We start from the raw sequence: 23,987 nt of genomic DNA on the forward strand, positions 1-23,987 counted from the left end.
GATACTATTAAACTTATTATCACATATAAATTCATCTTGACTAATATAATTCTCGATTTAAAGATACCTTCTTACAATGAAATTCATCCGCAATAACCTAAAATCACTATTGTAGATACTTTCTCCCAATAGATTGTATCTGCAACACCAGAAAAATTGCCATTGTAGATACTTTCTTCCTATAGATTTCCCATAAAGCCCGAAAAAATGCTTTTGTTTGTATGTTAAACCACAACAAGACCGCCAATGGCGGTCTCGTGTTTTCTTACTCAATATTTTCTTATCAGAAATTACTCTCTTTTCTGTTTGTCTGCTCTCTGCAGGCATTTCCTATATTTGTCAGGCAAAGTACTGTTGCGATCAGGAAAAGTCCCGGGATCAGGATGATCCACCAGGATCCTGTCATCAGTGCTTTATCTGACAGAGACAGCATACTTCCCCAAGTGATAACTTCTATTGGAAGACCAATTCCCATAAAGCTCAATGTAGCCTCAGAGATCATTGCAGTTCTTACATTCATGACTACCATAAACATGATCGATGAGAAGAAGTTTGGTACCAGATGCTTCCACAAAACACGGAAGAACCCTGCTCCCATACATTTTGCTGCGATGATGTACTCGCTGTTTCGAATCTGTCGAACCTCGGTACGTACTACTTTTGCAATACTGGTCCAGCTGGTCACGCCGATTACAAACGACAGGCTGAGGATGTTCGCATTTCCCAGGATAGCCTGCAGTAAAATGATCAGAAGCAGTGTTGGTATACTCAAAAAAACTTCTGTAAATCGCATGATCATTTCATCAAGCCACGCCGGTGCCACACCACTGAAGGCGCCAACTACCACCGCAATAAACGTAGAGATTACCGTGGCCAGGCCACCGATCAGAATTGAAATTCTTCCCCCATACCAGATCATGGAAAAGATATCTCTTCCCATGGTATCTGTTCCAAAAAGGAACTCCGCATTTGGAGCCTTATTATAATTAAGAAGATCCATATAAGCAGGATCCTTTGTCATGATCAGTTCTGCTCCCAGACAGCCCAGGATGATAAGAATCAATATTACTGCTGAAACAACTGGTTTACCTTCGTACCACTTTTTCTTTGATTTTGAAATTACAGTTTCTGTTTTTCTGATTCCTGCCAGTTCAAATGAATGATTCGTCATCCTTCCACCACCTCCGATTTCTCGGTTATCACTTCATCCTTCATACGAGGATCAATCTGTTCATTGATAGTCTGACTGACGATATTACAGAAAATAACCAGGATTCCTGACATCATACAAAGCAGCATCAGCAGATTGTAATCATGGTATCTGGCGCTCTCATAAGACAGAGCTCCTATTCCAGGATACGAAAATACACTTTCTACAACATAAGTTCCGCCAAGTACATGCGGAACTGCAATAGCCATGATGCTTAAGTAAGCAGGCATTACGTTTCGAACACAGTGTCTGAACATAAGCTTTTTCTTATCTAATCCCTTGGCCTTAGCCAGAAGCACGTAATCTGCACGGACTTCTTCAAGGATCTTATTTCGGATCATGTAAGCATAGTACCACAGATGCTCCAGAACTACGATCGTCAAAGGCATGATCAGATGAATCAACCTGTCTCCGACATCTCCTGCCTTTCCGGTACTGTATGCGCCACTGCTTGGCAGGATCTTGAGATTTACAGAGAAGATAAGGATCAGCACCAACGCCATCCAGAATTCCGGGATACAGCTGGATATCGTACCCAGTTTACATAAAATCCGGTCTGCCAGCCGGTTTTCGTACCAGGCACACAGGATTCCCAGAAGCAATGCTCCCGCGAACATAATGACAAATCCGATTCCTCCCAGCAAAAGCGTATTGCCAATACGACCGCCAATTACTTCCAATACATCCTGTTTGTATTTAAATGAAATACCAAATTCTCCATGAAAAGCATTTTTTACCCATTTCACATACTGCACAGAAATTGGCTCGTTCAGTCCCAGTTTTTCCATCGCCCATTCACGTTCTTCCGGGCTCATCTTTTCTGTACGGTCACCATAATAGGAAATCAGAGGATCTCCCGGTGCCAGACGTGCTACATAAAACACTGCAACAGACAGAATAAATACTGAAATCAGGAATATCAGACATTTTTTACCATAGTAGACTAACTTTTTTTGTCTCATTATATGCTGCACCCCTTTCCATCAGCCGGGAGCATTGCAAAATGTCCTGGTGACACTTCTGTCCACACACTGTTTTCCATTCCTTCGCCATCATAATACTGAAGGACTCTTTTTCTTTCTCTGATCGGGTCCGGCACAGGAATTGCAGACAGCAGTGTTTTTGTATAAGGGTGCACCGGATTGGAATACAATTCCTCCGACGGTGCCAGTTCTACCAGTTTTCCATGATACATTACCCCAACACGGTCACAGAGATATTCAACCATAGCCAGGTCGTGAGCAATAAACAAGAATGTAAATCCGTGCTCCTCCTGCAGATGGCGGAACAGGTTCACGATCTGTGCCTGTATGGAAACATCCAGAGAAGCGATTGGTTCATCCGCTACCAGAAATTCCGGCTCCATACATAAGGATCTGGCTATTGCCACGCGCTGTCTCTGACCGCCGGACAATTCGGATGGATAACGATCCAGAAAACTGTTCTCAAGTCCTACATATTCCATCTGAAAGGCTGCTTCTTTTATATAGCTTCCTCGAGGTGGTGTAATATGCTGGATTCTCATTGGTTCCGTAATAATATCTGACACCTTCATCTTCTGATTCAGACTGGAGGCAGAATCCTGAAAGATCATCTGTCGTCTGGTCTGAAGCATTTTTTTATTCTTTCTGAATTCTTTTTTGTCACAGATATTTACATCTTTGTACCAGATTTCTCCCTGCGCCGGCTGATAGATATTCATCAGACATCTGGCTACGGTAGATTTTCCGGAACCGGATTCTCCTACCAGCCCAAAGATCTCACCTTTATGAATCTGGAAAGAGACATCATCCACAGCCTTTACTTTGATCTTTTTCGTCAGATGAAACTGCTGGCTCAGATGCCTGACATCTAATAATACTTCTTTACTCACTGCACTGTCCTCCCATAGGTGATTTGATCTGTGGTGCCCTTGGGTCCAACAGCCAGGTTGCCGCATAATGCGTGTCTGTGATCTTAAACATAGGCGGCATTTCTTCATAATCAATGTTCAGCGCATATTCATTTCGACATGCAAAAGCATCCCCTTTAGGTGGATTGATCAATGTAGGCGGCATTCCAGGAATCGTGTACAGGCTTTCTTTTCCTTTTGCAAATGCCGGAAGTGATCTCATCAGGCCCCAGGTATATGGATGCTGCGGATCATAATAGACTTCCTCCGCTGTGCCAATCTCCACGATCTTGCCAGCATACATTACCGCTACCCTGTCCGCAACACGGGCAACTACTCCCAGATCATGGGATACCAGTATGGTGGCTGTTCCAAACTTCATCTGGATTTCGCGCAGAAGATCCAGAATCTGTGCCTGAATGGTCACATCCAGTGCCGTGGTCGGCTCATCGGCGAATAAAATATCCGGATCTGCTGCCAGAGCAATCGCCATAACGCATCTCTGACGCATTCCGCCGGAGAACTGCCACGGATACTGATGATAACGTTCCTTTGGATGCGAAATACCAACCAGTTCCATAAGCTCCAGAACCTTTTGGTTTACCTGTTCTTTTGTATAGTTCTTATTATGTATCAACACTGCTTCCGCAATCTGTTTTCCAATTTTAATCGTTGGATTCAGGGAAGTCATAGGATCCTGAAAGATCATGGAAAAAATTCTTCCACGAAGCTTCTGCATCTCTTTTTCCCGATAACAGGTAATATCCTGCCCCTTTACATGGATACTGCCCTCTTTTATCTTGGCCCTTGGCGGCAAAAGCTTCATGATACTTTTGCAAAGTACACTCTTTCCGCATCCGGATTCTCCAACTATAGCCAGCACTTCTCCCTTTTTTAACGAAAAAGAGACATCTCTTACCGCCTGGACCTCTCCCGAAGGACCATCTATGCTGACTGAAAGATTTTTGACCTCTAATAAATGTTCCATTTTCAACCCTTTTTCCGCTCGTGTAAAAAGGGGGCACTCCGCGTGCCCCCGTCACAACCCTTATCTCGTTTTATTCATTCAATAGTCCAGTCTGCAACATTCCAGAAAATACCAACTCCGTGATGTCCCATAATGGTATCAGGATCGATCCCCTTAATATTGCTGTCTGCAACATAGTTTGCATCAATATAGCAGATCATCGCATAAGCCGGATCCTCTGCAAGAGCTTTCTGGAAATTAGCATAAGCTTCTTTACGAACCTCCGGATCATCGGACTGTCTTGCTTCTGTCAGATATTTGTCAACTTCCTCGTTAGAGTAGCTGGAGTAGTTTGCTCCCTTATCTGTTCCGAATACTTTATATGTATGATCGTCAGCATCAAACGGGCTTCCCCATCCGATCAGGAATGCCATCTGTCCTGCCCAGTCTGTCTGTGCCGGGATTTCTACAGATACATCCATACCGATTTCCCTCAGTTCCTGTGCTGCGATCTGAGCCATGTCAATACGTACCTGGTCTCCGGCACTTACACTGATCACAAAACCTACTTTTTCGCCGTCGCGGTAGTAGAATCCATCATCACCCATTTCACATCCGGCAGCTTCAAGGATTTCTTTTGATTTTTCCGGATTGTAATCATAGTGCTCAACATCTTCACAGTTGTAGGTATTTCTCTGAAGAGGACCATAAGCAGGCATTCCCTGTCCCAGGATAACTGCGTCGATGATTGCCTGACGGTCAAGTCCGTAGCATACTGCCGGGATCAGGTCACGGTTTTTCTGCCAGTATTCGTTTCCAAAGTTAAACATGATTCCACGATAATCAGCAGTCTTCATATCATAACATGTATAAGCATCGTCTCCGGCAAAAGCTGCTGCATCCTTTGGAGTTAAAAGAGCCAGATCCAGTTCTCCGGATTTTAACTGAAGAGCTTTTGCATTGTCATCTGGTACGATCTTAAATACGATTTTATCGATAGAAGGCTCACCTTTGAAGTAATCATCATTTTTAGCAAGTGTGATAGCCTGTCCTTCATCCCAGGATTCAATTTTGTATGGGCCAGTTCCAACCGGGTTACGGAAGAAATCAGATGTCTGCATATCCTCTCCCTCAAGCAGATGCTTAGGAAGAACTGCCATTGTCATATAGTCAAGAAATGCAACGTTTTTGTCCTCGAGTTTGAATTCAACTGTATGGTCATCAACCACGTTGATCTCTTCTACGTCTTCGTAGTTTGGTGCATTCTCAGAACCATTTTCCGGATCCATGATAGCTTCGATCGTAAATTTAACATCGTCTGCTGTAACAGGTTCGCCATCCTGCCATTTAGCATCTTCTGCCATGTGGAATGTGTAGGTATTTGTTGCATCATCAAATTTCCAGCTTTCTGCCAGTCCCGGAACTACCTGATTGTCTCCGTCATGTGCAGTTAATCCATTAAAGATCAGAATATTGATCTCGCCATGTTCGTCCATGGCCGGGTTGATTCTGGTATAATCTCCGCTTCCGTATACCAGTGTTGTTTCTTCATCTGCCAGTACAGGCACTGTGGTTCCGGCGCTGACCAGTGATACAGTCAGAAGCATTCCGGCAATTGTTAAAATCCCCTTTTTCATTATCTGTTCCCTCGCTTTTTATTTGGTAACTTAACTTACTCAATGATACCAAAACGGTCTGGCATCCATAAGCCCTGTAGGGGGATATTGATGTATTCCTATTTATGACGTACATATTCCATTTCAACATATTTAATCCGATGATATGCTCTCGACATAAAAAAAGGAAGCCGTTATTCACGACTTCCAAGTCTTTCCTTAAAATCCATATAACCAAACTCTGTAAGCTGCTGCATCGTATTGTCAGCATGTCTGAGCCAGATATTCGGCAATGACATTCCGTTAAAGGTGTTATTTTTACATGTAGTATAGATGGCCATGTCTCCAAACATCAGAAGATCTCCATATTCCGGAAGCTGTCGGAATTTATACTCTCCGATCACATCTCCTGACAGGCAGGTCGACCCTCCAAGGCGAACAGTGATTCCACCCTCTTCTGTCTCATCTGTTCCCAAAAGTGGCGGAAGATAAGGCATTTCCAGTACATCCGGCATGTGACAGGCTGCGCTGGCATCCACGATTGCAATCTGTGTCTCTCCGTTTTTCAGAACATCCAACACGCTGGTCAGCAAGAATCCTGCATTTAATGCCCACGCTTCTCCGGGCTCAAGATAAACCTCTGCCTTCCATTCCTCTTGTACCATCCGGATACAACGTTCCAGTCTTTCAATATCGTAACCTGGTCTTGTGATATGGTGGCCGCCGCCAAAATTGATCCACTTTACTCTGGAAGCGAGATCACCAAAATGCTTCTTTACTGAAACAAGAGTTGTCTCCAGATCATCGGAATCCTGCTCGCAGAGAGTATGGAAGTGAAGGCCATCGAGTAAATCCAAAAGTTCCGGATTTTTCTGAAATGCTTCATCCCACTGTGCTCTTGTCGTACCCATACGGCTTCCCGGAGCACAGGGATCATAGATATCATGTCCTTCCTGAGTAGAACATTCCGGATTGATCCGCAATCCGACGCTCTTTCCTGCTACTTTTGCCTTTGCACCAAAACGAAGGAGCTGCGATGGTGAATTAAACACGATATGATCCGCATATTGAAGAAGTTCTTCAAAATCATCGGCCCGGTAGCCTGCACAGAATACATGAACCTCTTTTCCCGGCATTTCCTCTGCTCCGAGTCGTGCCTCAAACAGTCCGCTGGCCTCCGTACCTGCAAGATACGGCTCAAAAAAACGATAGCAGTCATAATTGCTGAATGCTTTCTGTGCCAGGAGCATCTTACAGCCTGTTCGCTCAGACACTTCACCGAGCAGTTTTGCATTTTTTATGAGTGCTTTTTCATCTAGGATGTAGCAGGGTGTTTTTAGATTCTGGAATTCCGGCGGGATCATTCCGCCGGTGGCTGTAAACGGAGCTCTTTTATCCAACCCTTCCATCAGTCTACCAGCTTTGGATCGTGGCTTTCGCTGCGTGGCAGACCATAACGGTCAAGTGCATCCAGGAACGGATCTGGATCAAATTCTTCTACAGTATACACACCTGGTCTGATCCATTTTCCGGTCAGCATCATAAGTGCTCCGCACATTGCCGGAACACCTGTTGTATAGCTGATTGCCTGGCTTCCTACTTCGTGGTAGCATTCCTGATGATCACATACATTGTAGATATAGTAGGTTTTTTCTTTTCCATCTTTTACACCTGTAAAGATACATCCAATATTTGTTTTTCCTTTTGTACGTGGTCCAAGGCTTGCAGGATCCGGAAGCAGTGCTTTCAAAAACTGGATCGGAACGATTTCCTGTCCATTGTACTGAATCGGTGTTGTGGAAAGCATTCCTACATCTTCAAGGCAACGCATATGATCCAGATAACTCTGTCCAAAAGTCATGAAGAAACGAATACGTTTTACACCCGGGATTGTTTTTGCAAGAGACTCAATCTCCTCATGGTGGAGCAGATACATATCCTTGTCTCCAACCTGGTCAAAGTTATATTCTCTCTTGATATCCATCGGCGGGATTTCTACCCAGTGTCCGTTTTCCCAGTAACTTCCCGGTGCACTTACTTCACGAAGATTGATCTCCGGGTTAAAGTTTGTTGCAAATGCATATCCATGATCACCGCCGTTGCAGTCCAGGATATCGATGGTATCAATCTGATCAAATTCATGCTTTAATGCATAGGCACAGTAAGCCTGTGTAACACCCGGGTCAAATCCACATCCAAGAAGTGCTGTAAGTCCTGCATCTTCGAATTTTTTACGGTATGCCCACTGCCAGGAATAATCAAAGTATGCGGAAAATCCTTCTTCTTTGCAGCGTTTTTCATAGATGGCACGCCACTCCGGATCATCGGTATCTTCCGGCTCATAGTTTGCTGTATCCATATAGTTTACACCACATGCCAGACATGCATCCATGATCGTCAGGTCCTGATAAGGAAGTGCGATGTTCATTACCAGATCTGGTTTGTAGCTGTTGATCAGTTCGATCAGCTGATCCACATCATCTGCATCCACCTTAGCTGTAGTAAGAACGGTTTTTGTCTTTCCTTTCAGTTTTTCTACAAGTGCATCACATTTTTCCTTTGTACGGCTTGCAATACACATTTCTGTGAATACCTCATCAACCTGGCAGCATTTCTGAATTGCCACACTGGCTACTCCTCCGCAGCCGATCACTAATACTCTACTCATAATTTTTCTCCTTTTTTATGTTGATATATTACTGTTTTCTATTAATATTATTTTGCAATTGCCAGAAGCAGTTCACGAAGAACCTTGCAGGCTGTTGCAGTTGAAACACCACTCACATCCAGCATAGGAGCCAGTTCATTGACATCTGCTCCTACCACGTTCGTCTGAGAAACAATGCGGATTGCTTTAAGAAGCTCTAAAAAGCTCACGCCGCCTGCCTCCGGAGTCCCTGTTCCCGGAAATACTGACGGGTCCATACAATCCAGATCAATCGTAAAATACACCGGAACCTGTTTCTCTTTCAGCTCTCTGACTGTTTCTTCCAGTCCTTCAAAAGTAAACGGATGAAAATCTGTGTGTCTGGAAGCAAACTGAAATTCTTCTCTCTCTCCACTTCGGATACAGAACTGATGGATATGGCCGTCTCCCACAATTTCATGGCATCTTCGAAGAACACAGGCGTGACTTAATTTTGCTCCGAGATAATCATCTCTCAGATCTGCATGAGCATCAAAATGAATAATATGAAGATCCGGATATTTTGCAGCTGCGGCACGCACTGCTCCCAATGTTACCAGATGTTCTCCTCCCAGAAGCAGTGGGAATTTTCCTGCTTTCAAAATTTCTTCTGCTCTCTTTTGAATGTCTGAAAGTGCTATTTCACTGCTTCCAAAGCAAAGCTCCAGATCTCCGCTGTCAAATACGCTGATGTCTATAAGGTCTTTATCCTGATACGGACTGTAGGTCTCCAGGCCAAAACTCTCATGGCGCATGGCTGATGGACCAAAGCGGGCACCCGGACGAAAACTTGTTGTAGAATCAAACGGCGCACCATAAAGAACAATGGATGCTTCCTCAAAACTGCTTTCGCAGCCGATAAAAGTTTCTATATTAGGTAAGATCATAAATTAATCCTCCACTTCTTTCAGCATGTCTTCCAGAAAAGCCGGAAGATAAAATGCCCCTTTATGGAGTCTGGTCGTATAGTAACGTGTACGGAGATTTAATGCATTCCATGCCTCTGCATCCAGGTCATCCACCGGATGATATTTTTTACTTGCAAATCCGAACAGCCAGTAACCTGCAGCAAAGGTTGGGATATGTGCCTGGTAAACACGGCTGATCTGGAAGGTGCTGGCAATCCTTTTATGACTGCGCTGCATGGCATGTGCATCTTCTGCGTAGAACGGGCTTCCCTGCTGGTTTACCATAATCCCGTCATCCTTCAGTGCATTGTAACAGTTTCCATAAAATTCACGGGTAAACAATCCTTCAGACGGACCAAACGGGTCAGAAGAATCCACGATGATCAGATCATATTTTGCTTCGCACCTTCGGATAAATCTCAGCGCATTTTCATAATGAAGATGTACTCTTCGGTCATCCAGTCTGCAGGCATTTCCCGGAAGATAGGCACGACAGGCCTCAACAACCATCGGGTCCATTTCTACCAGATCAATGTGACGTACTCTGTCATATCTGGTCAGTTCACGGACAACGCCGCCATCTCCGGCACCGATCACCAGAATATCTTTTGCTTCTTTATGGACCGACATCGGCACATGCGTGATCATCTCATCATAAATAAATTCGTCACGCTCTGTCAGCATTACATTTCCATCCAGAGTCAGAACACGACCAAATTCCGGTGTCTCAAAAATATCAATTCTCTGATACTCACTCTGTCTGGAATAAAGCTGGCGGTTTACCCGGATACTGTGTTTCACATCCGGTGTATGAAATTCTGAAAACCACATTTCCATTGTCATTCCCTCCCTGTCAGAACATTCAGTCTCAAAATATCTGGATCTTCCGGTCCTGTCATATTACAGCCCTTTGCTTTGGCATACTCAATATAATCCAGGATCTCTGCTGTGATACGTTCTCCCGGTGCTAGAATCGGAATTCCAGGCGGGTAGCACATTACAAATTCACTGCAGACCTTACCCTCGGTTTCACGAAGCGGCAGGCTGCATTTGTCCGCATAAAAAGCATCCTGCGGGCTGGTCACTACCTGTGGATCAATATATTCCTGGCTCAGAAGTCCTGAACCATCTGTCTGAAAACGTCTGCGTATCTCTGCGAGCGCGCTCACAAGCCGCTCTACTTCCTGCGCACGGTCTCCAATGGAAAGATACGCAAGAATATTACCGATATCTCCAAACTCTATCTGAATATCATATTCGTCACGCAGAATATCGTACACTTCGATTCCAGCAAGTCCGATATCCAGCGTATGTACACTCAGTTTCGTTATATCAAAATCAAAAACGGAATCTCCGTTTACCAGTTCTTTGCCAAACGCATAATAACCGCCGATCGCATTGATTTCCTCTCTGGCGTATTCTGCCATATCGGCTACCTGGTGAAAAATCTGACGGCCGCGCTGTGCAAGGTTTCTTCTTGAAATATCAAGGCTTGACATAAGAAGATAGCTTCCTGAGGTCGTCTGTGTCAAGTTGATGATCTGGCGCACATATCCTGCGTGTACGTCCGGACCAGTAAGAAGAAGGCTTGACTGTGTAAGACTTCCTCCACTCTTATGCATGGACACAGCTGCCATATCTGCACCTGCTGCCATGGCAGAAACCGGAAGACCTCCTCCAAAATAAAAATGCGTTCCATGTGCCTCATCTGCCAGGCAAAGCATTCCTGCATCATGGGCCATCTTGACGATTGCACGCAGATCACTGCATATTCCATAATAAGTCGGATTGTTTACCAGTACTGCAACTGCCTTTGGATGTTCTTTTATTGCTTTCTCCACTTGTTCCCTTTTCATTCCAAGGGAAATTCCGAGCCGCTGATCCACCTCCGGGTTTACATAAACAGGAATCGCACCGCATAAAACAAGTGCATTCAAAACACTCCTGTGGACATTACGAGGCAGTATAATCTCATCTCCACGTTTGCAGGCAGTCAGGACCATCGTCTGTACGGAACTTGTCGTGCCTCCTACCATCAAGAATGCATGTGCTGCTCCAAAAGCATCTGCTGCCAGTTCTTCTGCCTCCCGTATTACTGATACCGGATGGCAGAGATTATCCAGTGGCTTCATACTGTTAACATCGACACCTACACATTTTTGTCCCAGAAATTCTGTCAGTTCCGGATTGCCTCTTCCTCGTTTATGGCCAGGTACATCAAATGGTACAACCCTCATACGACGGAAAGTCTCCAGAGCTTCATGTATTGGTGCATGATTCTGGTTTAATTTAAAACGACTTCCTTTCATCATTCCTCCAATTCCAGTTTCCTTTGTATCAACCCTTAATCTACATTCCACAGACTGAATAAAAAAAGCAGGTCAGGGCACTAAGCCACAAACCTGCGTTTGATCTATATCCGCATGCGTATCAGAGTCTATATAGCAATCATACTTTTACTACTCTTATTGATCGTTTCACAAGTCTGCGCTTTGGGCGCATCTCGGTTATCAAAGGAACCTACTTATAAAATTTGAGCTTTTAACTCAATCAATAAGGTAACCAAAGTTACCATAATCGGCAGTGGACCCGGCTGTCCGTATGGCCTTAACCCTGATGGGTGGTCCAAAACAATTGCTTTGAAAAGACTCTGTCTGTTACTCTGCATCTTCGTCTCTCAAAATCGAATTTATCATAACACGTAAAAAAAACGCTGTCAATGATTACTTAATTCACCACTTCACTGCGTTTTACATATATTTAATAAAATGCTATACTCAGTTACAATAATAACTCTAAGGACATGAATAAAATGAAAAGAATTGACTTTGAAAACGGAAGCGTGACCGGAAATATTTTAGGTGCAACTCTGCCCATGCTAGTCGCTCAGATTTTAAATTTATTGTATAACATCGTTGACCGTGTCTATATCGCACGAATCCCCAAAGTAGGAACTACTGCACTTGGCGCAGTAGGACTTTGTTTTCCCATCATCGTGATCATCACGGCCTTCTCTAATCTGTTCGGAAGTGGCGGTGCGCCGCTGTTCTCCATTTACAGAGGAAAAAAACAGGAAAACACTGCCGTCCAGATCATGGATACTTCTTTTTCCATGCTCTGCATCTGCGGTGTTTTCCTGATGCTCATCGGCTTTCTGTTTGCCCGTCCAATCCTGGTCGTATTCGGTGCTTCTTCGAATGCCCTTACTTATGCTTATCCTTATATAATGATCTACCTGATTGGAACCTTGCCGTCTATGATCTCCATCGGAATGAATCCTTTTATCAACGCCCAGGGTTATTCAACTATCGGTATGCTTTCTGTTGCCATCGGAGCTGTTGCAAACCTTCTGCTGGATCCTTTGTTTATCTTTGTCCTTGGTTTTGGAGTACAGGGAGCTGCGATTGCCACCATACTCTCTCAGACTTTATCCGCAGCTTTTGTACTGTTTTTCCTTACCAGAAAATCAGAATTAAGAGTCCGTCTTCTCAGGAAAAATGAAGTTCCGCAATGTACCGGTTACGCCAAAGATATTGTAAGTCTTGGCTCTGCCGGATTTATCATGCAGCTGACAAACAGCCTGGTAACGATCTGCTGCAACAATGTACTATCTGTTACCGGAGGAGATATCTATATCTCTGTTATGACTATCGTCTCCAGTGTACGCCAGCTGGTAGAGACACCTCTTCATGCCATAAACGAGGGAGCCTCTCCGATTCTGAGCTATAATTATGGTGCATGTCGTCCAAAGCACGTACGCAAAGCCGGTGCTATACTGTCGGTCATGGTTCTCGTCTATACCGCTGTTACATGGAGTATGATCATTTTGATCCCGGAGTTTTTGATCCGAATCTTCAGCTCCGATACCGTGCTGCTGAAAGATGCAGTGATCGCATTAAAACAATATTTTGCAGCATTTATTTTTATGGATCTGCAGTACATCGGACAGACTGTATTTAAGTCTCTGAATAAGAAGAAATTTGCGATTTTCTTCTCCCTGCTCCGCAAAGTATTTATAGTCGTTCCGCTTACCTATCTGATGCCATATGCTTTACATATGGGAACCAAGGGCGTATTCCTTGCAGAACCTGTATCAAATGTGATCGGCGGAAGTATCTGCTTTGTGACCATGCTCTGTACCGTACTGCCTGAACTTAAGAAGATGGAGAAGTAACTGCTTTTTCTTTGCGATTCAGATAAATAAAGAATCCCACATTCAAAATAATTCCTGTCACAGTTGCCACCGGTGCGGCCAGACCGATCTTGGTCAGGCTTGCATTTGGCTGGATACTCATATAGTATGCCAACGGCAATCGAACCAGAAGTGTCTGGACCAGTCCCTGGATCATAACCCAGACGGTCTTATTATTTCCATTGAAATAACCAATCATACTGAACAGAATTGCAGTTACGATTGTCTCCGGTGCAAAACCTTTCAGATAGTCAAAGGCATTCTGGATAACTGAGGCATCGGTTGAGAAAATACCTGCGACTACATCCCCTTTAAACATCACAAGCACAAATACCAGGCATCCAACCACCAGTCCCACTCCGATTCCGGTAAACATGGACTGTTTTGCACGTTTTTTCTTTCCTGCACCTACATTTTGGGATACAAAGGACGCCATGGACTGCATCAGTGAACTTGGTACGAGCATTGCAAAGTTAACGATCTTGCAGGCCACCCCATATCCAGAAGAGGCTTCCAGACCAAGTCGGTTGACAAAGGCACAGAGTGCCAGGAAGGAAAGCTGAGTCAGGAACTCCTGCAATGCAAGTGGCAAACCAATCTGAAGAAATCTCTTACATTGTGGGTTCAGTCTGAAATCACTTTTTTTGATCGTAAACGGCAGATCTTTTTTGATAAGAAGAAGCACGGCAAATACAACGCTGAGCGCCTGTGCTGTAACCGTTGCAATTGCAGCGCCTGCTGCATCCATATGAAATCCGGCTACCAGGACCATATCTCCGATCACATTTACGATACATGCAACCAGTACAAAAAGCAGCGGTGACTTACTGTCTCCCAGCCCACGAAAAATTGCTGACAGCAGATTATAAGCTACAATGAAAAAGATTCCGCCACCGCAGATCCGTACATAACTGGAGGTAAGATCAACTGCCTCAGTCGGTGCCTGCATCAGTACAGAAATCGGACGTGCGAAGCACACCATTACAAAAAACAATGCTATTGAGATGATCGTAAATACAACAACGCCGCCACCTATGACAGCTCCAATTTTTTCCGGTCTTTTTTCACCAAGATAACGGGCGATCATGACCGTAATTCCCATTGCAAACTGAACTACTACAAAGGTTACCAGGTTCAACACCTGGCTTCCGGTGGAAACTGCTGAAAGCCCTGATGTGGAACCAAATCTACCTACGACCAGGAGGTCAACTGCACCATACGCAGCCTGCAGGATCAAGGCTCCAAGAACCGGCATCATAAATGCAACCAGTTTTTTCAGGATGCTTCCCTGTGTAAAATCTGCTTTATCGTTTGTCATATTCTTTTCTCCTCTCGCACATAATCTGATAGAACTTTTCAATCGTACGGATCATACAATCCGCATCTTCCTCGGAAATATCACTGAGAGAAAGCGCCAGTTCCCAGAAATAATCCTTATCATATTTCTGGGACAGCTTCTTTCCTTCTTCGGTGATGGCTATATATGTGACACGTCCATCCTCCTTGGATGCAAACTTATGAAGATAGCCCTTCGCTTCCATCTCTTTTACGGTTCTGGTCACTCCCGGACGCGGCAGATTCATTGCATCACTGATGTTTGAGATCTTCACCTTAATTCCCTGCTTTTCCAGTTTCTGGATCGTATCCATATACTGAATATAAGACGGCATGACTCCCTGCGGAAGTGGAGGAAGTAATTCCCGTATTCGTTTTGCCTGATAACATGCATCAAGCATTCTCTTAACTTTTTCGTTTGTCATAAAAAGCTCCTGTATAGTTATCTTTGATAATTACCATTGTTAATTATATAGGAGTTGGAGAAATTGTCAAGCTCTCTCTTTCGCTGTAACAAAAAACAGAACTCTGCATTACTGCCGGGTTCTGCTTTTTTCTGAATATGAATATGTGTATTAGCTCCGATTATTTTCGGATAGAATCAACCAATTTACGTGCCTCTGCATGAAGAAACCATCGAGACTCACCGCGAGATTACGAATGCCATAGCATCCCATGACCCACTCCGGGCACAGGATGCCATGTATCTACATCTGGTTTATAACCGCAAAAGAATACAACTCAGTCAGAAATGATTTTCATTTTATTTCAGTTTTTTCTTCAATTCCTGAATCAGCTCAAAGTAATCTCTGTGTTTCATCTCAGGGAAAGCTTTAAGAAGTCGTCCCTGACCGAATACAGTATGATTTGTGATGGAACTGGATAACTCGTCAAACTGTGCCTGAAGTTCTGCTTTTTTCATACGGAGCATTTCAACAGTTTTTTCTTTCTGGGCAGCTGTCGTCTCAAGCAGTTCGGCTTTTGCAAGTGCTGCCTGAACCTTTCTTTCGCCAACCTTCTGCGCTGTATCAATCGTAGTCGTTGCCAGTGTATCACTAAGCTTATCACTCACAATTCTCAGATCTGAGCTGACTTTATCCAATCTGGTAAGTTTCTTATTCAATCCACGGATAACTGCTACTGTTACAATAAAGTCTGTCAGATACACTGCATATAAGATTGCTATCACAACCCACTCCCAGGTTGCCGGTGTATGAGACACCTGATTTTCTACATATTTCTGAAAAACCTTTACTACCATAACGATTGCAAGGCCCCAGATCAGAGAGAACTCCAGGCAGATATATCCATGAAAATTCAACGGTTTATCTGAATAATCCCACCATCTTGCATGGAAACACACATCAAGCAGCCATCCTGCGATCAACTCAACCGCTGTAGCAAGAACAAATCCAAATACAAAGATCATTCCTTCACTCATCTGATGTCCACCACTTTGAATCGTATTAAGCAGGGCAAAAACAGAGAGCACACCAAAGCCATATACCGGGCAGACCGGTCCGTTCAGAAATCCTCTGTTTATTACTTTTCCAAGCGCAACTGCATGAAAAATAACTTCAACTACCCATCCTCCAAAAGAATAGACCAGGAAATACAGGCATATCTGAAAATATGTCATTCCACAAATCACTGCTTATTCCTCCTCTTTCATTTTCAATACAAGTAGCTTCATTATATCAGATAATTCTGCATTTACCTATCTATATCGTGACATGCTCCCACCACTTAAATCTCTGATTTTGAAGTGGGGGCTTCTTGCTCAATGGCTCTACTGAGCCAAGTATCTACAAGCTATCCTCGCGTGCCCCGCGATTTTTTTGCCCGGACGCGGGCTTATTTTCTTTCTTATTATCCGGATACGGACAGTTTATGCTGCCAGCATCCTTCTTGCCTCTTCGCGGATGTTGATTGCTGCATTTCGATCTCTATCCATCTCATTCCCACACGTACAGTGATAAACTCTTTCGGATAATTTCAGCTCTTTTTTTATCTTTCCGCATTTACTGCATTTTTTGCTTGAAGGGAAAAAGCGGTCTACCTTTATTAATTCTTTTCCCTTCCATTCAAGCTTATATTCCAGCATATTCCGGAACATCCCGTATCCATTATCCTGTACACTTTTCCCAAAATGCAGACACTGGCTCATCGCTTTCATATCAATATCTTCTACCGCAACTATATCGTATTGGTCTGCGATCCTGCGGCTCAGTTTATGCAGATAATCTCTTCTCTGGCTGCGTATTTTTTCATGACATCTGGCAACTTTCTTTTTCTGCCGCACATAATTGTGGCTCCCTTTTACACATCTTGACAGTTTACGCTGTTCCCTTGCCAGCCTTTTTTCATTTTTTCTGAAGAACCCTGCTTTTTCAAGCTCGATCTCTTCTGAAAACACTGCCATCCCCTGCATCGCATAATCAATCCCCAGTATTTTTGCATTGCTGTAATCCTTATCTGCTGCTTGGTTTTCGCAGCTGTATCCTTCATACAGCAGGCTTGCAAAATACTTTCCAGATGACTCCATACTGACTGTCACTGATTTCAGACGACAGTTTTCTGCAGGCTCCCTGTGTTTTTTCATGGAGATCCATTTTAATTTCGGAAGCCGGATCCGGTTACCTTCTACCAGAATATTTCCGTTGACCACATTTGTTGTGTAGCTGTTTTTGGAATGATGTTTTGACTTGAAACGCGGAAATCCAACCTTCGGATCACGGAAAAAGTTCTTATATGCTTTCTCCAGATGAAGCTGAACATTTGCTAGGGCCAGCGAATCAACTTCTTTCAGAAATGAATACGTTTTTTTATACATAGCTGGTGTATTCTTTAACATCGTTTTTGACTTTTTATACTCCTGGATCTTGTCATTAAGCATCTGGTTATACAGAAAACGACAGCAGCCAAATGTTTTTCCAAGGAGTATCTTCTGTTCTTCTGTTGGATAAATCCGGAAACGATATGCTATGTTCAATTCTTTTTCTCTCCCTGGGTTTCGATGTATTGACGGATCACTTCTACTGGCGCCCCTCCTGCCGTCAAAAGGCAGAAACTCTGGCTCCAGAATGCTTCTTTCCAAAGTTTTTCCCGGATTTCCGGATACTCTTTTTTCAGCAGCCTACTGCTGGCACTTTTATAAGCATTGATAAATTTACTGAGTTCCGTTTTAGGCTGTGCACGAAACATTACATGCACATGGTCAATATCATGATTCCATTCCTCCAAAACAATTCCATACCGTGGGGCAATATTTTCCCATATTTCCCTTGCTCTTTCTGAAATTGGATCATTGATAACTTTTCTTCGATATTTCACCGCCATGATCAGATGATAATACATCAAGTACACTGAATGTGCATTGTGATCCATATTTTCCATAAAACCAGCCCTTTTTTGAATAATTACCTTATCTTATCGACTGATTCTATTATACCATGGATTGCGTTGCCAAACAAATGTTCTTTTTTATTTTTTACAATTCATCTCCCACCTGTAGAGGAAGGAGAATTCTTGCTATATATTATATTATCTTAAATAATCAAAGGTTACTTACTCTATCCGCAGCATTCGATACCCAATCCCAATGTGTGTCTGAATATATTGAATTTCATTCTTATCTGATTCAAGTTTTTTACGCAAAGTTGCCATGAAAACTCTAAGAGATGCAACATCATTTTCTGAAGACCTTCCCCATATCTGTTGTGTAATATAAGTATGTGTTAACACCTTACCTACATTACGAGATAATAAGCAAAGAAGTTTGTATTCAATAGGTGTGAGATGTAACTCCTCCCCTCTCATATAAGTACAGCCGGCAGTATAATCAATTTTCAGTTCTCCATTAATAAAAACAGCCGTCTTCTGTATCTCACCAGTCTGAATAACCGCAAGTCGTCTCTGTGTAACACGTATACGTGCAAGCAATTCTTCAACTGAAAAAGGTTTTGTAATATAATCATCCGCACCTGCGTCAAGAGCCTCAATCTTATCAGAATCCTCACTTCTGGCACTGATAACAATAATCGGCATATTGGACCAGGTACGAATTTTTTTTATCACATCTACTCCTTCCATATCCGGAAGCCCCAGATCGAGTAAAATGATATCCGGATTGTGTGAAGATGCTTCCAAAATCGCTTCTCTCCCATTTTCTGCTGTAAGATATTTGTACTCATGTGTTTTTAATGTTGTTACGATCAGATTTCGTATAGGACGATCGTCTTCTACAATAAGAATTGATGTTTTATTCATTTAGTGTTACCTCACTTAACGGTAATGTAAAAACAAAAATACAGCCATGAGGATAATTATCCTTAAGTGTTAATTCCCCTTCATGTGCTTCAATAATTGAATGGCATAATGCAAGGCCCAGCCCCAAACTACGATGACTGTCAGCAATCGTAGTTTTTCCGGTATAAAACATCTCAAATATATGCGATTTCATTTCATCCGCAATCCCCGGTCCATTATCTTCTACACTTATTTGCGCTCTGCCATCTGTTCTTAATCCGCGAATACATATGGTTGAACCTTGCGGTGTATATTTTATCGCATTATCTATCAAATTAACAAGAACCTGAATGATAAGTCGAACATCCATATGGGCGAGAATCAGTTCTTCACATTCCACCTGAATCTTATAAGCATCATGCTTTCGGCTGATATGTCGCAGGGATTCTGCAATAACTTCATCGAGAAGCTGATCTGTGAATTTTATTTTCAATCTTCCATCATTTAATCTTGTGATAGATAACAGATTTTCTACAACACCAATAAGCCATTCTGCATCATCATAAATATCTGTATATATCTGTTGTTTTGTTATATCATCCAAACGTCTCTCATTATTCAGCAACATATCAGCATTTCCTGAAATAGAGCAAAGCGGAGTTCTCAGATCATGAGAAATTGCTCGCAAAAGGTCTGCCCGCAGCTGTTCGTTTTTCGCCAGAATAGCATTTTTTTCTTTTTCTATTGCATTTTGTGAATTTTCCATTGCAAGCGCACATTCATTGATCACAGAAAGTAAAATGCTATATTCAAAAGAATCCATTGCATCTTTTTTAACTGGTATTCCAATCACTCCGTAGACACTCTCTCCACTACGGATCGAAAGATACAAACATTTTGCACTGCTAAAATGATTTGTTGTTGCTCCAGCGCGCTGTCCATTCTCATATGCCCATCTTGCAACACACTGTTCTTCAGATGTCAGATATTCTCCATTTCTTTCATTAGTATTATTAAAAAACATCTTTCCTTCTGATAAATCATTATTTTTCACAATATATGCAACAATGTCTCGATTCAACAAACGTACCAGCTGCTTACAGGTAACACAAAGAATCTCTTCACTGTTTTTCGCCTGTTGAAGTAATCTGTCCGTATCAAATAAGATCTGTGTACGAAATGCCTGTTGCTCAGATAACCGGGCATGATCTTTTAATTTGGCAGCAAGAGTTCCTGTAAGCACTGAAGATATCAACATTATTAAAAATGTCACCGGATAGCCAACTGCATATGTTTGAAAGGACATTCCTGGCTCCGTAAGAAAAAAACAAAAAAGAACAACACTTAAAAACGATCCCACCAGACCGCAGAGATAACCATCCGTTACAATAGATGTGACCAGCACGCCAAGAATATACACTGTAACAATATTGGTATCTGTGAAATGAAGTTTCTGAAAAACCAGACCGATCACCGTACAACCTACAAATATTGAAAATGTCAACAAATAATCTTTTATCGATGGTTTTTCAATATATATGGGATGATGATTTTTCTGTCTTTTTGTCCACACACTATCTTGAATATTCATATTCACTTTTGTTCTTTCACCTGGTATTCCTTCCAGTATTTTTACTAATTGTACCCCTTCTCTTTCATCAGAAACTTCTTTTTTACTCTCTTTAAGAAAAACACCAACTTTAGATACTATAAAAAGCCCTATACTGAACATCACAAGTACGATCAATACTAGAACTGTCTTTGCCATTCGTTTATCACCTCTTGTTCTTAGATATGAAAGCATTTTTGAATTGCCTTATAATCTCCCAACACGAGAATCGTACTTCCGGCAATAAGAACCGTATTCGGCGATACCGCTATACTGACTTCTCCCTCATTCTTTACTGCAAGAATATTTATATCATATTTTCTTCTGATATCAAGGCCTCCTACTGTTTTTCCAATCCACTCATGGGGAACTTCTACTTCAAATATTGCATGAGAAGCATCTACTTCCATATAATCAAGAATGTGATCGTCTGTATAACGAATAGATGCCCATTTTGCCACTTGTTTTTCAGGATAAACTACCTTGTCTGCGCCATTACGTAACAGAAATTTTTCCTGTACATCTCGCTCAGCTCTGGAGATTACGAGTTTGGCTCCCAGTTCTTTTAACAGCGATGTTGTCTCAAGTGAATTCTGAAAACTGTCACCAATCGTAACAAAACAAATATCAAAATTCCCTATTCCAAGAGATTCCAAAAATTGAGCATCTGTGCTGTCTCCAATCTGGGCATTCGTAACAAAAGGAAGGACTTTATTTACCCGTTCTTCATTAATATCCACTGCCATAATTTCATGCCCCATCTGGTTTAGCTGCAATGCAATATGTTTTCCAAAACGTCCCAGACCAATAAGTAAAATATTTTTCATTTTTTTACTCCTTTTATCCAACTGTTATTTTTTCTAATGGCATTTTTGCACCATTATTGTTTTTCCCGGAAAATACCGCGTATATTAATGTCATTCCTCCTACTCGACCTAAATACATAAGTGCGATCAATATCAAACGTGATATTATGTGAAGTCCCGGTGTAACTCCTAATGTAAGTCCTACTGTTCCTACTGCAGAAGCTGCTTCATAAAAACAAATCAGTACCGGCAGGCCTTCATAAACACTGATCGTTATCCCCCCAAAGAAAAACAGCATAAAATACAGCATCGCTATAGTAGCCGCATTCTTTATTACCTGCCCGTCAAATCTTCGTCCAAAAGCGCCTGCGTCTTCACGGCTTCTGAATGTAGCAAGTGCATTCAGTATCAACACTGCAAAGGTTGTTGTTTTCATACCGCCTGCTGTAGAACTTGGTGAACCACCTATCAGCATTAGAAGTATCATAACAGCTTTTCCTGCTTCTGTCATCAGTGACAGGTCTTCGGTATTAAAGCCCGCGGTTCTGGTCGTTACAGACTGAAATACTGATGCCAGCAATCTTTTGCCTGCAGGCAGATTGCCAAAATCACAGGCAAAAAAGAAGACCGCCGGTGCAATGATCAAAATGGCTGTAGTGATCAGAATAACCTTACTCTGCATACGATAACGTTTAAATTTAAATTTGTTAGTATAGAAATCTTCCCAGGTAAGAAATCCCATTCCACCAAGTATGATCAAAAGCATAATAACTATATTCAGCCAGATATTTCTGCTGTATCCGGTCAATGATACAAAAGTATGATCTGTTGTACCAAGTATATCAAATCCGGCATTACAAAAGGCTGAGATAGAATGAAAAACCGACATCCAGATTCCCTTTATTCCAAAATCACGACAAAATACCGGAAACAATAATACTGCTCCAAGTGCTTCTATCAGAAAGGTCCCTCTCAGAATAAATTTTGTCAGTCGGACAATACCTCCTACTTTTGGCGCCGATATAGCATCCTGCATCGTACTCCGCTGCATGAGCGATATTTTTCGTCCTGACAGCATAAATACTGATACTGCAACGGTTACAACTCCCAAACCTCCAATCTGTATAAGTGCCAAAATAACTGCTTGTCCAAAAATAGACCAGTAACTGCCTGTATCCTGCACAACAAGTCCTGTCACACATACTGCTGAAGTTGATGTAAAAAGTGCCTGATCAAACGGCGTTACAACTCCACTTGCAGATGAAACAGGTAAAGTTAAAATGAGGGCTCCTATAAAGATCACCCCCGCAAAACCTAAGATAATTAATTGAAATGATGTCAGATGTTTTCTTTTATGTAAATGCTCTGGCATAAATAACTTCTGCTCCTTTTTGATGATTTTATTATCATTAACTTTGCATTTTATTATATATGCCAGAGTTCAAAGATAGTATAAGATTATCAGACTTGATATTAAGATTGTATAAAGATTTTATTTTCTCTTAATTCCACACTGGATTGCCTGCGTCGGACAGGCCTTTTTACATCGCCCACACCGGATACATTCTGCACTGTTCGGGTTATCCACAGGGTTTACTTCCATCTGGCATGCTTTTGCACATTTTCCACAGTGAACACACTTTTCCATATCTACTCTATAGCGGTAAACAGAAACACTATTAAATATTGAATAAAAAGCTCCCAGCGGACAGATATATTTACAAAATGGACGATATATTATAATAGAAAGAATTATTGTAACAACAAGGATCGTATTCTTCCATATAAAAAGCCAGCCGATCGCACTGCGCATGGATTTATTCAGAAGTACCAGTGGAAGTCCGCCTTCCAGCGTACCTGCCGGACAGATCAGCTTGCAAAAATAAGGTGCTCCCTGTCCCATGATGTCTACGACAAACATTGGGAGCAGGATCACAAATACCACAAAGATCACATATTTTAGCTTACGTAATAGCTTATCCCCGCGAAATGTCCGGATCTTCTTTGGAAATGGAATCTTATTCAGCAGATCCTGTATCAGTCCAAACGGACAGAGAAATCCACAGACAAGTCTTCCAAGAAGGGCTCCGACAAAGATCAGAAATCCTATTACATAATATGCCATTTTAAAATTCCAGCTGCCGATCACTGCCTGAAGAGATCCAATCGGACAGGCGCCTGTGGCACCGGGACAGGAATAACAGTTCAGTCCCGGAACACATGCATGTTTTAAATTTCCAGTATAAATCTTGCCAGTCACAAATCCTGATACGCGACTGTTGGTAAGAAACGCCCACAGTGCCTGAATCCCATGGCGCGGCCACTCATTAATTTTCATTTTTTTATTATCCAATTCCAATACACTCCATACAGATATTGATCGCCTTTGTAAAGACTACATCCACTTCGCCCCGGTAAATTCCAAATATCATCAGGAGTATTCCCAGAATTGCCAGTGCAGGACCTATCCACTTTGAATCTGTTATTTTTTTCATCATTTTTCTTATCTTTCTGTCAGA

23 protein-coding genes are annotated in these 23,987 nt (G+C 42.3%); 2 read left to right on the forward strand and 21 right to left on the reverse strand.

Features of this window, described 5'->3' with window-relative positions; all coding sequences use genetic code 11:
* Positions 1–283: 283 nt before the first annotated feature.
* From NQ503_RS15915 to NQ503_RS15960, 10 genes are all read right to left on the reverse strand, one after another.
* Positions 284–1,171, reverse strand: coding sequence for an ABC transporter permease (locus tag NQ503_RS15915; protein ID WP_005424886.1), 888 nt, complete (start codon positions 1,169–1,171; stop codon positions 284–286).
* The gene (locus NQ503_RS15920) at positions 1,168–2,172 is read right to left on the reverse strand and encodes an ABC transporter permease (protein WP_005424884.1); all 1,005 of its coding nucleotides are present in this window, start codon (positions 2,170–2,172) and stop codon (positions 1,168–1,170) included. The genes NQ503_RS15915 and NQ503_RS15920 overlap by 4 nt, the downstream gene beginning before the upstream one ends.
* On the reverse strand, positions 2,172–3,083 hold the full coding sequence (locus tag NQ503_RS15925) for an ATP-binding cassette domain-containing protein (protein ID WP_044925672.1): 912 nt from the start codon (positions 3,081–3,083) through the stop codon (positions 2,172–2,174). Before NQ503_RS15925 ends, NQ503_RS15920 begins: the two co-directional genes overlap by 1 nt.
* Positions 3,076–4,089: an ABC transporter ATP-binding protein gene (locus tag NQ503_RS15930; protein ID WP_005424880.1), complete on the reverse strand. Its 1,014-nt coding sequence runs from the start codon at positions 4,087–4,089 to the stop codon at positions 3,076–3,078. Before NQ503_RS15930 ends, NQ503_RS15925 begins: the two co-directional genes overlap by 8 nt.
* A 74-nt stretch (positions 4,090–4,163) precedes the next feature.
* On the reverse strand, positions 4,164–5,705 hold the full coding sequence (locus tag NQ503_RS15935; protein ID WP_005424878.1) for an ABC transporter substrate-binding protein: 1,542 nt from the start codon (positions 5,703–5,705) through the stop codon (positions 4,164–4,166).
* Between the two features lie 173 nt (positions 5,706–5,878).
* On the reverse strand, positions 5,879–7,093 hold the full coding sequence (locus NQ503_RS15940; protein ID WP_005424874.1) for a carboxynorspermidine decarboxylase: 1,215 nt from the start codon (positions 7,091–7,093) through the stop codon (positions 5,879–5,881).
* Positions 7,093–8,352, reverse strand: coding sequence for a saccharopine dehydrogenase family protein (locus tag NQ503_RS15945; protein WP_005424872.1), 1,260 nt, complete (start codon positions 8,350–8,352; stop codon positions 7,093–7,095). Before NQ503_RS15945 ends, NQ503_RS15940 begins: the two co-directional genes overlap by 1 nt.
* 47 nt (positions 8,353–8,399) lie before the next feature.
* On the reverse strand, positions 8,400–9,257 hold the full coding sequence (speB, locus tag NQ503_RS15950) for an agmatinase (RefSeq protein WP_005424870.1): 858 nt from the start codon (positions 9,255–9,257) through the stop codon (positions 8,400–8,402).
* Between the two features lie 3 nt (positions 9,258–9,260).
* Positions 9,261–10,115 (reverse strand): polyamine aminopropyltransferase, encoded by an 855-nt coding sequence (gene speE, locus NQ503_RS15955; RefSeq protein ID WP_044925671.1) that lies wholly within the window; start codon positions 10,113–10,115, stop codon positions 9,261–9,263.
* Positions 10,116–10,117: 2 nt separating this feature from the next.
* Positions 10,118–11,590 (reverse strand): aminotransferase class I/II-fold pyridoxal phosphate-dependent enzyme, encoded by a 1,473-nt coding sequence (locus tag NQ503_RS15960; RefSeq protein ID WP_005424862.1) that lies wholly within the window; start codon positions 11,588–11,590, stop codon positions 10,118–10,120.
* 500 nt (positions 11,591–12,090) lie between these two features.
* Between NQ503_RS15960 and NQ503_RS15965 the strand changes: the two genes are divergently transcribed.
* Entirely contained in the window at positions 12,091–13,452 is a 1,362-nt protein-coding gene (locus NQ503_RS15965; protein WP_044925669.1) for an MATE family efflux transporter, read from the forward strand.
* Here the strand turns inward: NQ503_RS15965 and NQ503_RS15970 are convergent.
* Together NQ503_RS15970 and NQ503_RS15975 are read right to left on the reverse strand one after the other, a co-directional pair.
* Positions 13,433–14,788 (reverse strand): MATE family efflux transporter, encoded by a 1,356-nt coding sequence (locus NQ503_RS15970; RefSeq protein WP_005424859.1) that lies wholly within the window; start codon positions 14,786–14,788, stop codon positions 13,433–13,435. The genes NQ503_RS15965 and NQ503_RS15970 overlap by 20 nt on opposite strands.
* On the reverse strand, positions 14,775–15,230 hold the full coding sequence (locus NQ503_RS15975; protein ID WP_005424855.1) for a MarR family winged helix-turn-helix transcriptional regulator: 456 nt from the start codon (positions 15,228–15,230) through the stop codon (positions 14,775–14,777). Before NQ503_RS15975 ends, NQ503_RS15970 begins: the two co-directional genes overlap by 14 nt.
* Positions 15,231–15,419: 189 nt before the next feature.
* On the opposite strand from NQ503_RS15975, the gene NQ503_RS17805 reads away from it, so the two are divergent.
* A complete protein-coding gene (locus tag NQ503_RS17805; protein ID WP_319638755.1) occupies positions 15,420–15,560 on the forward strand; it encodes an FCD domain-containing protein in 141 nt (46 codons plus the stop codon).
* Positions 15,561–15,568: 8 nt separating this feature from the next.
* Here NQ503_RS17805 and NQ503_RS15985 read toward each other — a convergent pair whose 3' ends face one another.
* The 9 genes from NQ503_RS15985 to NQ503_RS16025 all read right to left on the reverse strand — a co-directional run bounded on the left by NQ503_RS15985 (position 15,569) and on the right by NQ503_RS16025 (position 23,966).
* Positions 15,569–16,456 carry a putative ABC transporter permease gene (locus tag NQ503_RS15985; protein ID WP_044925667.1) on the reverse strand — a complete coding sequence of 296 codons (888 nt, stop codon included), beginning with the start codon at positions 16,454–16,456 and terminating at the stop codon, positions 15,569–15,571.
* Positions 16,457–16,693: 237 nt separating this feature from the next.
* Positions 16,694–17,797, reverse strand: coding sequence for an RNA-guided endonuclease TnpB family protein (locus tag NQ503_RS15990; protein WP_117628856.1), 1,104 nt, complete (start codon positions 17,795–17,797; stop codon positions 16,694–16,696).
* The gene (gene tnpA / locus NQ503_RS15995) at positions 17,794–18,201 is read right to left on the reverse strand and encodes an IS200/IS605 family transposase (RefSeq protein ID WP_118236148.1); all 408 of its coding nucleotides are present in this window, start codon (positions 18,199–18,201) and stop codon (positions 17,794–17,796) included. Before tnpA ends, NQ503_RS15990 begins: the two co-directional genes overlap by 4 nt.
* A gap of 171 nt (positions 18,202–18,372) precedes the next feature.
* Positions 18,373–19,074, reverse strand: a complete 702-nt coding sequence (locus NQ503_RS16000) for a response regulator (RefSeq protein ID WP_055055936.1) — start codon at positions 19,072–19,074, stop codon at positions 18,373–18,375.
* The gene (locus tag NQ503_RS16005; RefSeq protein WP_243128015.1) at positions 19,067–20,644 is read right to left on the reverse strand and encodes an ATP-binding protein; all 1,578 of its coding nucleotides are present in this window, start codon (positions 20,642–20,644) and stop codon (positions 19,067–19,069) included. Before NQ503_RS16005 ends, NQ503_RS16000 begins: the two co-directional genes overlap by 8 nt.
* 197 nt (positions 20,645–20,841) lie before the next feature.
* On the reverse strand, positions 20,842–21,489 hold the full coding sequence (locus NQ503_RS16010) for a potassium channel family protein (protein WP_005426329.1): 648 nt from the start codon (positions 21,487–21,489) through the stop codon (positions 20,842–20,844).
* A 13-nt stretch (positions 21,490–21,502) separates the two neighbouring features.
* Positions 21,503–22,864 (reverse strand): TrkH family potassium uptake protein, encoded by a 1,362-nt coding sequence (locus tag NQ503_RS16015; RefSeq protein ID WP_259893522.1) that lies wholly within the window; start codon positions 22,862–22,864, stop codon positions 21,503–21,505.
* Positions 22,865–22,960: 96 nt separating this feature from the next.
* A complete protein-coding gene (locus NQ503_RS16020) occupies positions 22,961–23,806 on the reverse strand; it encodes a 4Fe-4S binding protein (protein ID WP_005426327.1) in 846 nt (281 codons plus the stop codon).
* 7 nt (positions 23,807–23,813) lie between these two features.
* Positions 23,814–23,966 (reverse strand): CD1871A family CXXC motif-containing protein, encoded by a 153-nt coding sequence (locus tag NQ503_RS16025; RefSeq protein ID WP_005426325.1) that lies wholly within the window; start codon positions 23,964–23,966, stop codon positions 23,814–23,816.
* Positions 23,967–23,987: the final 21 nt, after the last annotated feature.

Origin of the sequence: Blautia obeum ATCC 29174, assembly GCF_025147765.1 — a bacterium.
Lineage (GTDB): Bacteria > Bacillota > Clostridia > Lachnospirales > Lachnospiraceae > Blautia_A > Blautia_A obeum.